Origin of the sequence: Actinomyces sp. ph3 (genome assembly GCF_000308055.1) — a bacterium.
Lineage (GTDB): Bacteria > Actinomycetota > Actinomycetes > Actinomycetales > Actinomycetaceae > Pauljensenia.
The window spans coordinates 658,719-672,898 of record NZ_CAGY01000001.1; the positions used below are offsets into that span (position 1 = coordinate 658,719).

13 protein-coding genes are annotated in these 14,180 nt (G+C 55.6%); 9 read left to right on the forward strand and 4 right to left on the reverse strand.

Annotated elements, in window-relative coordinates; translation table 11 throughout:
- Positions 1 to 100: 100 nt before the first annotated feature.
- The gene (locus HGAS_RS03005) at positions 101 to 391 is read right to left on the reverse strand and encodes a DUF3017 domain-containing protein (protein WP_019126433.1); all 291 of its coding nucleotides are present in this window, start codon (positions 389 to 391) and stop codon (positions 101 to 103) included.
- A 129-nt stretch (positions 392 to 520) separates the two neighbouring features.
- Here HGAS_RS03005 and pta point away from each other — a divergent pair, with 129 nt between their 5' ends.
- The 9 genes from pta to HGAS_RS03050 all read left to right on the forward strand — a co-directional run bounded on the left by pta (position 521) and on the right by HGAS_RS03050 (position 11,433).
- Positions 521 to 2,014, forward strand: a complete 1,494-nt coding sequence (gene pta, locus HGAS_RS03010; RefSeq protein ID WP_019126434.1) for a phosphate acetyltransferase — start codon at positions 521 to 523, stop codon at positions 2,012 to 2,014.
- A gap of 149 nt (positions 2,015 to 2,163) precedes the next feature.
- The gene (locus tag HGAS_RS03015) at positions 2,164 to 3,357 is read left to right on the forward strand and encodes an acetate/propionate family kinase (protein WP_019126435.1); all 1,194 of its coding nucleotides are present in this window, start codon (positions 2,164 to 2,166) and stop codon (positions 3,355 to 3,357) included.
- A 214-nt stretch (positions 3,358 to 3,571) separates the two neighbouring features.
- Positions 3,572 to 4,543 (forward strand): DUF3800 domain-containing protein, encoded by a 972-nt coding sequence (locus HGAS_RS03020; protein WP_019126436.1) that lies wholly within the window; start codon positions 3,572 to 3,574, stop codon positions 4,541 to 4,543.
- Positions 4,533 to 5,267: an NAD-dependent protein deacylase gene (locus tag HGAS_RS03025; RefSeq protein ID WP_019126437.1), complete on the forward strand. Its 735-nt coding sequence runs from the start codon at positions 4,533 to 4,535 to the stop codon at positions 5,265 to 5,267. Before HGAS_RS03020 ends, HGAS_RS03025 begins: the two co-directional genes overlap by 11 nt.
- Before the next feature lie 83 nt (positions 5,268 to 5,350).
- Positions 5,351 to 7,432, forward strand: a complete 2,082-nt coding sequence (locus HGAS_RS03030) for an NAD(+) synthase (RefSeq protein ID WP_019126438.1) — start codon at positions 5,351 to 5,353, stop codon at positions 7,430 to 7,432.
- A gap of 147 nt (positions 7,433 to 7,579) precedes the next feature.
- Entirely contained in the window at positions 7,580 to 8,596 is a 1,017-nt protein-coding gene (locus HGAS_RS03035) for a siderophore ABC transporter substrate-binding protein (protein ID WP_019126439.1), read from the forward strand.
- A gap of 82 nt (positions 8,597 to 8,678) precedes the next feature.
- Positions 8,679 to 9,674 (forward strand): ABC transporter permease, encoded by a 996-nt coding sequence (locus tag HGAS_RS03040; RefSeq protein WP_019126440.1) that lies wholly within the window; start codon positions 8,679 to 8,681, stop codon positions 9,672 to 9,674.
- Entirely contained in the window at positions 9,671 to 10,681 is a 1,011-nt protein-coding gene (locus HGAS_RS03045) for an iron chelate uptake ABC transporter family permease subunit (protein WP_019126441.1), read from the forward strand. The genes HGAS_RS03040 and HGAS_RS03045 overlap by 4 nt, the downstream gene beginning before the upstream one ends.
- Positions 10,678 to 11,433 (forward strand): ABC transporter ATP-binding protein, encoded by a 756-nt coding sequence (locus tag HGAS_RS03050; protein ID WP_019126442.1) that lies wholly within the window; start codon positions 10,678 to 10,680, stop codon positions 11,431 to 11,433. Before HGAS_RS03045 ends, HGAS_RS03050 begins: the two co-directional genes overlap by 4 nt.
- Before the next feature lie 96 nt (positions 11,434 to 11,529).
- Here the strand turns inward: HGAS_RS03050 and HGAS_RS03055 are convergent, their stop codons facing one another.
- Genes HGAS_RS03055 through efeB form a run of 3 tightly spaced genes read right to left on the reverse strand, consistent with a single transcriptional unit; the run spans position 11,530 to position 14,103 of the window.
- Positions 11,530 to 11,904, reverse strand: coding sequence for a cupin domain-containing protein (locus tag HGAS_RS03055; RefSeq protein WP_019126443.1), 375 nt, complete (start codon positions 11,902 to 11,904; stop codon positions 11,530 to 11,532).
- On the reverse strand, positions 11,891 to 12,724 hold the full coding sequence (locus tag HGAS_RS03060; RefSeq protein WP_026066600.1) for a class I SAM-dependent methyltransferase: 834 nt from the start codon (positions 12,722 to 12,724) through the stop codon (positions 11,891 to 11,893). The genes HGAS_RS03055 and HGAS_RS03060 overlap by 14 nt, the downstream gene beginning before the upstream one ends.
- Before the next feature lie 35 nt (positions 12,725 to 12,759).
- A complete protein-coding gene (gene efeB / locus HGAS_RS03065; RefSeq protein WP_019126445.1) occupies positions 12,760 to 14,103 on the reverse strand; it encodes an iron uptake transporter deferrochelatase/peroxidase subunit in 1,344 nt (447 codons plus the stop codon).
- Positions 14,104 to 14,180 lie beyond the last annotated feature (77 nt).

Consider the following 14,180-nt stretch of genomic DNA (forward strand, 5'->3'; position numbering starts at 1 on the left):
AAACCTCGTATAAAGAAGTACGGACTTGGCAAGAGTGACAGCTTTCGCCTAAGAAGTCACCATCGACCACATTATGGACGCTTTGTCTACCGCGTCACATTCACCCGAGCCCCAGCGTTGCAGTGTAGGGCGAGAAGTACCAAATCACGGCCCCAAGCAGGACATACAATCCAACATCCGCCCACCGACGCCTTGAAGCGAACCAGGGACGCCCAGGCCACACCGCACGCATCACCGCCATGATGAACATCGTCACAACCAGGACCAGGACAGCTTTGTGCGGGTGATTAAAAACAGCAAGAAGGGTAATCAGCACGCATGCAAGGACAACGAAGGCAACGCTCACTAAGGTAGCGACTCCACCTGTCGATCCCGAGGACTGATCTTCCATGCCTTCAGGGTATCGCGAAAGCAGACATAAGCGCGACGCACTTAAATGAGCGGACTACGATAGACCCGTCGGCTCACTTGATTGTTAACCAATCCAGCCAAAAATACATACCGATATAAAGGAGTAGACGTGAGCACCCGTTTTATCGTCATTGCCGCCCAGGCAGAAGCCGCCTCACAGGTCAGTGACGACTTCGCAGCGCTTGTCCCCGCTTCAACGCTGGCACGGGTGAGCGCCGCCGGTACCTCCACTTCCGAGGCCATCACCTCCGACCCCGAGCAAGCCCTCCCCCGCGTCGTGGAAGATATCCGCAGCCACACAGAGGATATTGTCCTGATCGATGCACTCCCCGAAGGCTCCGTTTCGACTTTCGACACCTTGGGATGGAACCTCGACGTGGCGGCATCGACCAACGCTCGCGTCATCGCAGCTTTCGATACCGAAGGCGCCTCCCCCGAACTTATTGAACGCGAGATCGAGGTTCTTGATCGTCGCGCGCGTCAGCACGCAACTCGCCTCGCAGCGGTTGCTCTCCCCTCAGCAGTCGCCTCGCACGTTAAGACTCAACTTCCCGTTCTCGAACTGCCTTTCAACGCACAAACTCTGGATGCGGCCTCGGCACTGGAAGCTCCCCAGGTTGTTACCCCCCTTTCCTTCCAGGCGGATCTTATTGACCGCGCACGTTCCAACCGCAAGCGCATCGTCTTGCCCGAACCGGAAGACGATCGTGTCCTGCGCGCAGCAGCCATTGTTCTTGAACGTGGAATTGCCGATCTGGTACTGCTCGGCGATGCGCAGGCAATCAACGCACGCGCTGCGGAGCTTGGCCTGGATGTCTCGGCAGCTACCGTCGTTTCCGTTGACGACCCCGCATACGCGGAGCGCTACGCGGAGGAATTCGCACGCCTGCGCGCCAAGAAGGGCGTGACCATCGAGCAGGCTCGCGACAAGGTTCGCGATGTCTCCTACTTCGGCACGATGATGGTCCACATGGGCGACGCCGACGGCATGGTCTCTGGTGCAATCCACACCACCGCTCACACCATCGTTCCTTCCTTCCAGATCATTAAGACCGCTCCCGGCGTCTCGATCGTTTCTTCAGTCTTCCTCATGCTGCTGAAGGATCGCGTGTGGGCATTCGGCGACTGCGCCGTCAACCCCAACCCGACCCCCGAGCAGCTGGCAGATATCGCGATTTCCTCGGCTGCAACCGCGCGCCAGTTCGGCCTCGATCCGAAGGTTGCAATGCTCTCCTACTCGACCGGAACCTCCGGTTCGGGCGTGGACGTGGACGCGGTTGTCGAGGCCACTCGCTTGGCTCGCGAAAAGGCCCCCGATCTGGCCCTCGAAGGACCGATCCAGTTTGACGCTTCCGTTGACGAGGCCGTCGCCTCGGTCAAGCTTCCCGACTCCCCCGTTGCCGGCCACGCGAACGTCTTCATCTTCCCCTCGCTCAACGCTGGAAATATTGGCTACAAGGCCGTTCAGCGTTCCTCCGGTGCGGTCGCAATCGGCCCGGTTCTGCAGGGACTCAACAAGCCCGTGAACGACCTCTCACGCGGCGCTTTGGTTGAAGACATCGTCAACACCGTCGCCCTAACTGCCGTTCAGGCGCAGGGCTGAGAATTCTCGGGGGTGTGGGGACAATCCCACACCCCCGAATTCCGTCTCCATCACTTCCACGCGTAAACTGCACTCATCAGACCACTCATCCATGCATTACATTGCCCCGCACACCGCGGCCTCGCAGGTGATTCTTAGAAAGGCACGTCGTGACCGACACCGTTCTTGTTATTAACTCTGGTTCTTCCTCTATCAAGTATCAGCTCATCAACCCCGACAACGGCGATGCGATCGCCAAGGGCTTGGTTGAGCGCATCGGCGAATCCGAGGGCCACATCCAGCACAAGTACGGCGAGAAGGTCGTCGATGTGAACGAGCCCATTGCTGATCATGAAGTTGGCATGCGCGAAGTTCTGCGCCTCTTCGATGAGGTCGGTCCCTCTCTTGCCGAGGCCAACATCGTGGCCGTTGGTCACCGCATCGTTCAGGGCGGTAAGTACTTCGACGGTCCGGCTCTGATCACCGACGAAGTTCGTGACCTCATCGATGAGCTGTGCGCACTGGCTCCCCTGCACAACCCCGCGCACCTCAAGGGCATCGATGTTGCTCGCGAGCTCATGCCCGATACTCCTCACGTCGCGGTTTTCGACACCGCTTTCTTCCAGCGCTTGCCTGAGGACACCGCAACCTACGCGTTGAAGCAGGAAGTTGCCGAGAAGTATTCAGTCCGTCGTTACGGCGCTCACGGAACTTCTCACCAGTACGTTTCCGAAAAGGTCGCCTCCCTGCTGGGCGATAACGCTCTGCGTCAGATCGTTCTGCACCTGGGCAATGGTGCATCCGTCTCTGCCGTTAAGGCTGGCCGCCCCATTGACACCTCTATGGGCTTGACCCCTCTCGAGGGCTTGGTCATGGGAACTCGCACCGGTGACATTGATCCCGCCGTTGTTTTCCACTTGCAGCGTCAGACCGGTTGGAGCGCCGACGAGGTTGATGACCTCTTTAACAAGCAGTCGGGTTTGAAGGGCTTGACCGGCGAAAACGACATGCGCGCAGTCCGCGACATGGTTGATTCCGAGGATCCCGAGGTTGCGCGCCGCGCACGCCTGGCCCTGGACATCTACGTCACCCGCATCATCAAGTACATCGGTTCCTACACCGCCGAACTTGGCGGCCTGGATGTCATTACCTTCACCGCTGGCATTGGCGAAAACGATGCTGATCTGCGCCGCGAAGTTTGCGAGCGTCTGCTCCCCTTCGGTGTGCGTATCGATAACGAGATCAACGACCAGCGTTTCTCTGCTCCCACAACCATTTCGACCGATGATTCCTCGATCACCGTCATGGTTGTTCCCACCAACGAGGAGCTGGCAATCGCACGTCAGGCTCTGACGCTGATCTGAGTCTAGACGCGACTTTTCATCGCAATTCGAGGCCGGGGCTGCCATGTGCACCCCGGCCTCGGCGTCTATCCACAGGCGTTGACACTCACCTTCAGCTGAACTAGATTGACAAATGGTAACGGCGAGCTTGTCCTCGCAGAGTGCCAATCCGCGGACCCGCGCGCGCACATTGTGCGGCGTGGGTTTTTGCGTTTGTTCTCAGTGAGGAGAAGGCATGCTCATTGCCTATATTGACGAAGTTGGCGAACCTGGAGCATTCGTTTCATACGACCATGCCAAGTTCAAAACCTCGCCGGTATTCGGATACGCAGGTTTTGTCGTTCCTGAAGAACGGGTTCATGATTTCTCTCGGCAAGTCATGCAAACGAAAAGGGAATTTTTTTCGTTTCTTCATCCCACAGATAATTTCATTCCTACTTGGGAAAGGAAGGGTGCCGAGCTATTCCAAAAAGGGGCGATGGAACGCACGAAAGGACGCAGAGAAATACTCGCGCTTCGTGATCTTTTAGAGAAACTGCCCACTGCCGGTGGGAGTCTGTTTTATTTCGTTCGCGAAAAGGCGATCGGTACACCCGGACAGGTGTGGGGAAGCGCCCCCGGCAGCCCCGAGACTCGGTCACGTATAGAAGAGCGAACACTCCAATGTCTTGCTGAGACGATCAACCGCCTGTGCACACACGCGGATTACAAGAATCAAAATATTCTCTTGTTCCAAGACATGATTAATGAAAGCCAACGAAAAGCACAAGTTGCTCGCAGTTATGCAAATATCTATGCCCGCATGAAAGAACACCAAGAAATGCGGCGCATTTTAGAAGCCCCTGCATATATCGATTCTGACCTGTCATCAAATATTCAATGCGCCGATTGGATTGCTGCCCTCATCGGCCGCGCATGCAACTATCAGCTCAATTCTTCGAGTCCCTATGCGTGGGTTGGGGATACTTTCCGCGAGCAACTTCGCGGTAGCTTTACTTATGAATCAACTCTGCAATTCCATGCGCGCGGCATTGAGAACATTCGTCATTCGGAACTACTCAGTCACAGCCGTCCCTTCCTCAAGGCGAGTCCGCAACTGTCAGAAGATGATCGCCGCAAACTCCAACTTATTCACGCAAAAGCAAGCGCTCCCATAGCACTTGAAATACGTCAAACACATAGCGAGAAGAGCACATATGACCAGTGATATCTCAACCCTTGCGAATTGGATTCACACCTCTCCTTCGACGGTATTTTTCGGCGGCGCGGGAGTCTCCACAGAGTCAGGAATTCCAGATTTCCGCGGCGCGAACGGCTTCTACTTCCACAAGCGCACAATCCCCCTGGAGCAGGTTCTCAGTATCGATTTCTTCTCGGTTCATCCCGAGGCGTATTGGGAGTGGTTCCGCGAGGTACACAAGCCGGTCGAACCCAATGGCGCCCACCGCGCCCTTGCCACGCTCGAGTCAGATGGGCTTCTCGAATGCGTCATCACCCAAAATATCGACGGCCTTCATCAGCGCGCAGGATCACGCACAGTTTGGGAGCTTCATGGGAATTGGGAGCACCTTCTGTGCACCGCTTGTGGGGCCGGCTATCCCCTTTTTTCTATTCCCGAGGCCTTTGAGGAGTTAGTCCCGACCTGCCGGCGCTGCCACGGACAGCTCCGTCCCGATATCGTCATGTACGGCGAAGCACTGAACGAGGATGTCATCAGTGGTGCCGTGCATGCGATTGCGCACGCCGATCTCTTGATCGTGGCTGGAACATCTTTGGTCGTCTATCCCGCGGCCGGATTGCTCAACTATTTCTCGGGTTCACACCTGGTCTTGATGAACGCGACACCAACAAATGCCGATGCCGACGCAGACCTCATCATCCGCGACCCCGTCGCTCAGTCTTTTGAAGCTGTGATAAAGGAACTGAACTAGACACACTGACCCGGCTACGGCCTCGGGAAGGCACAAGCCGCCCAAGTAGGCGACAATAGCCCTAGCGACTCAGGAGGAAAGCCATGAACTTCCATTCCCTTTACGACCAGGGCTTTACGCGCGTGGCGGCAGTGACGCTCCCCGTTCATCCCGCACAGCCACTGGCCAATGCTGAAGAAATCATTGCAGCCGCGCGAAGCTGCGATGAACGCGGCGTCTCGATCGCACTCTTCCCTGAGTTGTGCGTTTCGGGGTATGCAATCGATGATCTTCTCCTTCAAGATGTTCTTCTTGATGAGGTCGAGCGCGCACTCACCACCATCATTGCTGCCAGTGCAGATCTCCTCCCCCTGATCGTCGTCGGCGCGCCACTGCGCAAGGGAGCAGCCCTCTACAATTGCGCGGTTGCAATTCACCAAGGCCGTGCACTTGCCGTCATCCCGAAGTCCTATCTTCCGAACTACCGCGAGTTCTACGAAAAGCGTCATTTCGTCACTCCGCCGAGCTTTGATAACGATCTTCTTCAAGCTCCGTGGGCCCCAACAGAGCCCTACACGGGGGATGCTCCCCTGCTGCCTTTTGGCTCCGTGACGATCGATGTCACCGATATCCCGGGGCTGTGTGTGGGTATTGAAGTCTGCGAAGACATGTGGGTTCCCGTCACCCCCGCTTCACTCCTTGCGCTCTCAGGCGCAACCGTGCTGCTCAACCTGAGCGCCTCCCCCATCACTGTCGGACGAGGCGACGAACGCAAGCTCTTGGCACAGTCGACCTCCGCGCGCTGCGCCTGCGCCTACGTCTACACCGCCGCCGGACCGGGTGAGTCAACGACTGACCTTGCTTGGGACGGGCAGACCCTGATTTACGAGGCCGGCCAGCTTCTTGCCGCCGGGGAGCGTTTCGCCTCGGGAACCCAAATCACCATTGCCGACGTTGATATTGAGCATCTGCGCACCGAGCGTACGCGCCAGAATTCTTTCACCGACAATGCTCAAAAGATGCTCGACGGCCTCTCGATTCCACGCCCCTACAGCATTGCCATTGAGATGAACCCGCCGCGAACGGATCTAGGTTTGGAACGCGAGGTCGATCGCTTCCCCTTCGTCCCCGACGACCCGAGCCAGCTGGAGCAGGACTGCTACGAGGCCTACAACATCCAGGTTGCGGGGCTCGCGAAGCGCCTGAGTGCTATTGGACAGCCCAAGGTTGTCATTGGTGTTTCTGGCGGCTTGGATTCAACGCACGCGTTGATCGTTGCGGCTCGTGCGATGGACCTCTTGGGTCGTCCGCGTACAGATATTCTGGGCTACACGCTTCCCGGCTTTGCAACTTCTGCACGCACGAAGACCAATGCGATTGCGCTATGCGAAAGATTGGGAGTCTCCTTCAAGGAAATCGATATCACCCCTGCGGCCAGGCAGATGCTGGCTGATATCGATCACCCCTACGCAGATGGTCACGACGATTATGACGTGACCTTCGAAAACGTTCAGGCAGGGCTGCGCACGGACTATCTTTTCCGCCTCGCAAATCACCTGGGCGGTATTGTCTTGGGTACCGGTGATCTGTCAGAGCTTGCACTGGGTTGGTGTACGTACGGTGTGGGCGACCAGATGAGTCACTATGCCGTCAATACCGGCGTCCCCAAGACGATGATCCAGCACTTGATTCGTTGGGTAGTGTCTTCCGGCCAGTTCTCCCCCGAAGTTGGCGAGATTTTACTGTCGATTCTGGGAACCGAAATTTCTCCGGAGCTCGTTCCCGCGAAGCCGGGACAGAAGATGCAGTCCACGCAGGACAAGATCGGCCCTTACAACCTGCAAGACTTCAACCTGTACTACGTGCTTCGACGTGGAGCTCGCCCGTCCAAGATTGCATTCTTGGCAGAGCACGCCTGGTCAGATGCTTCTCGCGGCAACTGGCCAGCTGGCTACCCCGAAGAGGACAAGGTTTCATACTCCTTGGACGAGATCGTGAAGTGGGAACGCTTGTTTATCCGTCGTTATTTCACTCAGCAGTTCAAGCGCAGCGCACTTCCCAATGGCCCCAAGGTTATGGCTGGCGGGTCGCTTTCCCCGCGCGGGGACTGGCGTATGCCTTCGGATGTATCTGCCGAGGCCTGGCTGCGCGAGTTGGACACTGCAGTGCAGGGGCTGATTGAGTAGCACGATCTGACGGAGTGCCCGCCAAAACAGTGAGATGATCCGCAAGAGTTGCTGCAGGTTTCTACGCTCACCTATTTTTATTTAGGTAAGCCTTTCTTAATTAAAAGCCTACACACTCGCTACTCTCACATTCTGCTGGAGAAAAACATGTCGCGTAAGCTCCTGTCTCTGACCGCTCTTGGTGCAGCCTCGTTGATGGCACTGACCGCCTGCTCCGGGGGCACGGCCTCGTCAAGCCAATCCTCAACAAGTGCTGCAGCAAGCTCAAGCAGCTCCGCACCCAGCTCTGTCACTATCGAATCCGACCAGGGAAACGTTGAAATCAAGCTGCCCGTTCAGCGCGTTGCATCCCTTGATAACCGTACATTCGAAGTCCTGGCGCAGTGGAACGTGCCCTTGGTCGCCGCCCCGAAGAAGCTCATCCCCTCGACCATCAAGGCATACAACACCGATTCCGTCGCCGACATCGGCATGCACCGCGACCCGAATCTTGAAGCACTTGCGGCGTCAAACCCTGATCTGATCATCTCCGGTCAGCGTTTCACTCGATTTGATGCGCAGATTGCGGAAATGAACCCCGGAGTCCCGTTGATCAACCTCGAGCCACGTGACGGTAAGCCTCTTAATGAAGAGCTCATCCGTCAGGTCACCGACCTCGGCGAGATTTTTGGACATCAAGAAGACGCGAAGAAGCTGGTCGATGACTTCAACAATGCGTTGAATCGCGCAAAGAAGGCATACGACGGTAAGTCCACCGTCATGGCCGTGGACGTTTCCGGTGGCAACATCGGCTACGTTGCTCCTTCCAAGGGGCGCACATGGGGTCCGATCTTCGATCTTTTGGGCCTCAAGCCCGCGCTTGAAGTTCAGGGCAGCACCGACTCTCACACCGGTGATGACATTTCCGTCGAGGCCATCGCTCAGGCAAACCCCGACTGGATCTTCGTTCTTGACCGCGACGCCGCGATTTCCAAGGATGGCAGCTACACCCCTGCACAATCCGTGATCGATGGGAATGCTGCACTGAAGAATATCACTGCCCTGACGAAGGGTCAGACGGTTTACGCACCGAATGACACCTACACGAACGAGTCCATCATCACCTACACGGAGATTTTGAACTCGATTGCTGATTCCTTCGAAAAGGCTTCAGCAAATAAGTAAGTTCCCAGTGATTCGTCTGAGAACTCAGACTTAACACAGGGGTGTGTTGGTCCTTTCGAGGGCCAACACACCCACAACACTTATGGCTCAAATTTCTGTGACAAACCAGCACTCACCCCAGGTCTTTAAACGACGAATCGCACTGCTTGTCTCTGCGTTCATTGTCCTTGGACTTCTTATTCTTTCGTTGTGCACCGGGGAATATTCGATTCTGTCCCATGATGACGGATGGGACATGTTCATCACGGTTCGCATCCCGAGGACCGTCGCACTCATACTTTCAGGCGCGGCGATGTCGATGTGTGGTTTGGTTATGCAGATCATTACTCAGAACCGCTTCGCAGAACCCACGACAACGGGAACCACCGAATGGGCAGGCTTGGGATTACTGGCGATTATGATCATTTACCCCAGTGCATCGGTCCTTCTTCGTATGACGGTAGCAGTTGCCTTTGCCTTCTTGGGAACCATGGTGTTTTTCGCCTTGCTCCGAAGAGTATCGCTGCGTTCTTCACTGCTGGTACCAATCATGGGAATGATGCTGGGAGCGGTCGTTTCGGCAGTTTCAACCTTCCTTGCCCTTGAGACAAATACTCTTCAAAACCTCAGCGTCTGGTTCCAGGGATCCTTCACGAGCGTCTATACCGGCCAGTATGAAGTTCTGTGGATCGTCACACTTGCAGTTCTTGGTGTTGTCGTTTTAGCTGATCGCCTGACAGCGGTGGGCCTTGGTGAAGATATCGCAACGACCTTAGGTGTGAACTATCACCGAGTAATCCTCATTGCCACGGGGTTGATCGCCTTGGCCACAGGCGTGGTAACCGTTGTCGTTGGCTCCCTACCTTTCCTTGGACTTGTCGTTCCCAACCTGATCTCTATGGCTCTGGGTGATCACCTTCGCCAAAACCTTCCCTGGGTCTGTCTTTCCGGTATCGCACTTGTCACGATCGCTGACCTTCTGGCGCGGACGATCATTTCGCCCTTCGAGATGCCCGTCTCTGTCATCTTGGGGATTGTCGGCGCCTTCGTTTTTATCGCACTCATCCTGCGCCAAAGCCGCAGAGGAGGATTGCAATGAGGCGCTCTTCATCTTCGTCTTCCTTTGTAAATTCGTCTGCGCGGCGACGCTGGTGGTTGCTCTTTGCCGCGACACTGATCGTTGCGGCCATTTGCTGTGTTGGTCTATTGCTGTGGAAGAATCCCGTTCCTGTCACCAGCCCAAAGTTTTGGCCGATCGCCAGAAGACGCGCGTTTTCCATCCTTGCAATTGCTGTTGTCGCCATATGTCAGGGCCTTGCGACCGTCGCCTTCCAAACCGTTGCGGGCAATCGGATTATCACCCCCTCGATCCTCGGTTTTGAATCTCTGTACCGCGTGATCAATACATCCGTAATCTTCTTTGCCGGTGTTGCTGGGTTTAACGCTGCACAGAACCTACCGATGTTCATCTTCCAACTGGCCATGATGGTTCTTTTCACTCTGCTGCTCTATTCGTGGCTTTTGACCAGCCAACATGCGTCAATGCACGCAATGCTCTTGATTGGAGTGATGCTGGGGGCAGGCCTTGGATCCGTTGCCACCTTCATGCAAAGGTTATTGACCCCCAGTGAATTCGACGTCTTGACCGCCCGTTTATTCGGCTCGATCTCAAACGCTGATCGTGCCTACTACCCCGTTGCTCTCCCCATCGTTGCTATCGCAGCGGTATCCCTTTTCCTTTTGTCGAACCGACTCAACGTCATCGCATTAGGGCGCGAAACCGCCACTAACCTCGGCCTCAATCACAAACAAACCAGCATCATCGTGTTGGTTCTGGTTTCACTGCTGATCGCCACATCGACCGCCCTCGTTGGCCCGATGACTTTCCTGGGCTTCTTGATAGCAACGCTTTCCTATCAATTCTCACCAACCAGCGATCACAAATACTTATTCGCAATGTCGGTTGCCCTGGGACTGGCGGTTCTTTCCGCTTCATATTTCTTGATGAACCATGTCTTTAACGCACAGGGTGTTGTCTCAATCATTATTGAATTTATCGGTGGCTTGGCCTTCATCGTGACAATTCTGAAGAAGGGGCGTCTATGATTCAGCTCAATACAGTCGCGAAGCATTATTCCGAGGCCGTCCACATCGGTCCCGTTAGCCTTGAGCTTCCGCGTGGCGGGATCACCGCCCTTGTCGGCCCAAACGGCGCCGGAAAGTCGACGCTTCTGACCATGATTGGCCGCCTCCTTGGCATCGACGAAGGCACAATTACAGTCGGCGGTGCGGATGTATCAACAACAAAGTCGAAGGAATTGGCGAAGATCTTGTCTATTCTTCGCCAAGAGAACCACTTCGTCTCGCGCCTGACTGTTCGCCAGCTTGTCGCCTTCGGTCGTTTCCCTCACAGCCATGGGCATCTCAACGCCCAGGATGAAGACATCATTACTCGCTACATCAATTTCTTGGGACTTGATTCGATCGAGACGCGTTATCTCGACCAGCTCTCTGGCGGACAGCGCCAACGCGCCTACGTTGCGATGGTTTTATGCCAGGAAACGGACTACATCCTTCTTGATGAGCCGCTCAATAATCTGGATATTGCACGCAGCGTTGAAATGATGAAACTGCTCAGGCAGGCAGCTGAAGAATTTAAACGCACGATCGTCATTGTTCTTCACGATATTAATTTCGCGGCCCGCTATGCCACGCGCATCGTTGCACTCAAAGATGGCACTGTTGCTTACCAGGGCACTCCCGAAGAGATCATGACTGACCAAGTACTCACTGATGTATTCGATACTCCGGTTCACGTCATCAAAACTGAAGACGGGCCTCTTGCAAGCTATTTCTAGGTCTTAACGCACTGCGATTTTCACGCGCCTTTAGAGGTGAACTGAGGGGGGGTGAAGGCCTCGGCCTTCACCCCCCTCAACAAGCGCAAAGTACTTTTACTTCTTAGGCGCACGCTCGCGCGAGTCAAGCATGAAAAGCGCCAACTTCGAGGGCTCCAATGCGCGCACTGCATGCGGGAGGCGTGTTCCAAAGTGGATGACATCACCGGGACGCAGAATCACTGTACGGCCATCAGCTGTGATTTCCAGAGCACCCTCGAGGGTCTGAAGAATCACCGGCATTGCCGCGGTGTGCTCACTGAGAATCTCGTCCTTATCGAAGGAGAAGAGCACCAGACGCATTCCTTCGCAGTGCATGACGGTACGAGAAACCGTGGCCTGTTCGTTGATCTGGATCATCGAGGCGATGTCTTGAACATCAGTCATGATCGGCACGGGGACCTCAAGATTTGTGTCGTCACTGAGCGTCATGGCGTTCTCCTTTCAGTGGCTTGTGGGCCACGATTGTCACCCCGCACATTGAATCTTGATAGGTGCGGAAAGTCTTCCTCATTCCTAGCACACGCTCACGTAGCTCTCGATCTGAAAGAACATTTCGAATAATCCGCAGGGTTTGAAGAAAACCCTCATCGCGAATATTCCGCGAAAAATCAAGGAGAGCCATAGGCGCGGTGTGAACGCTATCGACCGTCAGTCCACATTCTTCCAAAAGCTGGGACCACTGCGCACAGGTGAGGGGACGAGCATTGACATGAATCGCACGCGCCAAGTCTTTGCGAATCTGTGTATGCAATTCTTCGTCGATGCTATCGGGTTGGACGGCTAGCTCATGGATCGCATAGCGTCCTCCCGGTGCCAGCAGCCGCACGGCCTCGGAAATGATGGCTTTCTTGGACTTCTCTCCCTGCATAGTCAGCATGGCTTCACCAACGACAACGTCGGCAGAGCCCGACTCCAGTCCGGTATCAGCGGCATCGGCATTGATCACTGTCCCCCGCGTGCCGACCAACTCTCTCACGTGTTTGGCAGCAACCGGATCCTTGTCGACCCCGGTGTACGAGGCCGGGCGCGCAGCAAGAATTTCCGATGCGGTTCGCCCCAACCCGGGAGCGTATTCAACCACCCGGGAGCCCGTTAGTTTCGCGTCGGAGAGCATCTGAAGAGTCAGTTCCAAGCCGCCGGGACGCAGAACTTTCTTTCCGACTCTTGCGAGGACCCAGTGCCCGGGTGCAGTAGATGCCGGACGCTGAGAAATCGGTAATGCGTTCTGGCTATCTTCTTCCTGAGGCATGTCAGTCACATCCTTGTCACTCACACTATTCCTTCCTACTCAAAGAGCTTTTGACCAACATAGGTGTCAGTTTCTTTGACGCCCGGGAACATGAGGTACACGCCTGAGGCCAAGTGCTGGAGGTACTCGGTCAGTTGATCGCTCTTCATCTTCGCCAAAACGGGAATGAAACCCTCAGCGGGGTTACGAACGTAGGCAATGAAGAACAGGCCAGCATCCAAGCGCCCCAGGTAGTCCACACCTTCAAGGTAGTTGTATCCACGGCGCAGCATACGCCGCCCCGAGTTGTTATTTGGGTTCATCATGGCAACATGCGAATCGGGAGCGATTGCCAGCCCTGAAGATCCAACGGTGGGATTTCCTTGCTGTCCTTCCTTCGCGAAATCTGGATTGGTGAATTCTTCACCGCCCGACAGCGGTGCGCCGTGGATCTTGTCGCGCCCGATGATCTGTTCTTGTTCAGCCAGGACCAGTTCGTCCCACACTTCCATCATCATCTTGATCTTGCGCACGCACATGTAGGATCCACCGGCTGCCCAAGAACCTTGATCATCCCCAGCTTGGATCCACAAGTGCTTATCGAGTTCCGACTGGGAATCCTCAGCCTTGATGTTGGAGGTTCCGTCCTTGAAGCCAAAAAGATTACGAGGCGTTTCCTGGGACTTTGAGGTCGAGGAAGTTCGTCCATAGCCCAGTTGCGTCCAACGCATGGTCGCGCGACCAAATGCGATACGCGTGAGGTTGTGAAGGGCGTGGAGATTGACCATGGGGTCTTCGGAACAGGCCTGGATGATGAGGTCTCCACCGCCGCGCTTGGGGTCGAGCTTTTCTGCTGCCATGGGAGGAATTCCATCACGCAGGGCAACGGGAAGTTTATCGCCAAGACCAAAGCGATCTCGGCCCTCGTCATCGATGAACAAGGTTTTGCCAACCCCGAAGGTGATGGTGAGGCCTGCAGGACCAAGCCCCATCGATTCACCGGTATCGGCCGGCGCCTTCGTCAGGGAAGTTGTGTAGTCCTTGACGAGTTCGCCATGAGTCAGGCGTTCAGCGGCCAAGGTCCAGTCTTGGAGAAGCTCAATGAGCGTATCACGGTTCGTAGTCGTTAAGTCGAATGCGGCAGTGTGCATCTGCTGCTGAGCTGGGGTAATGATTCCCTGCTGATGTTCACCACGGAACTCGTAGGTCTTCTTCATGACATCGGAATCGATGCCATCACCCGCGTGGCGACCGAGGGCAAATCCGCCGCCACCGCCCAGCCCAAGGGTAAGTGCGCCGAGGCCGGCTAATCCTAAAAATTGGCGACGCGAGAGTCCTTCTTTGGTGCCCTCGTGATCGGCATTGCCATTGTTTTCAGCTGCTTCGTGATGCTGAGTCATGACTGGGTCCTTAAATGACAGATGGATTTTGATGATGCGGTTGGGCGTGGCACCCCTCCGAAGTGCGCCACGCCCAA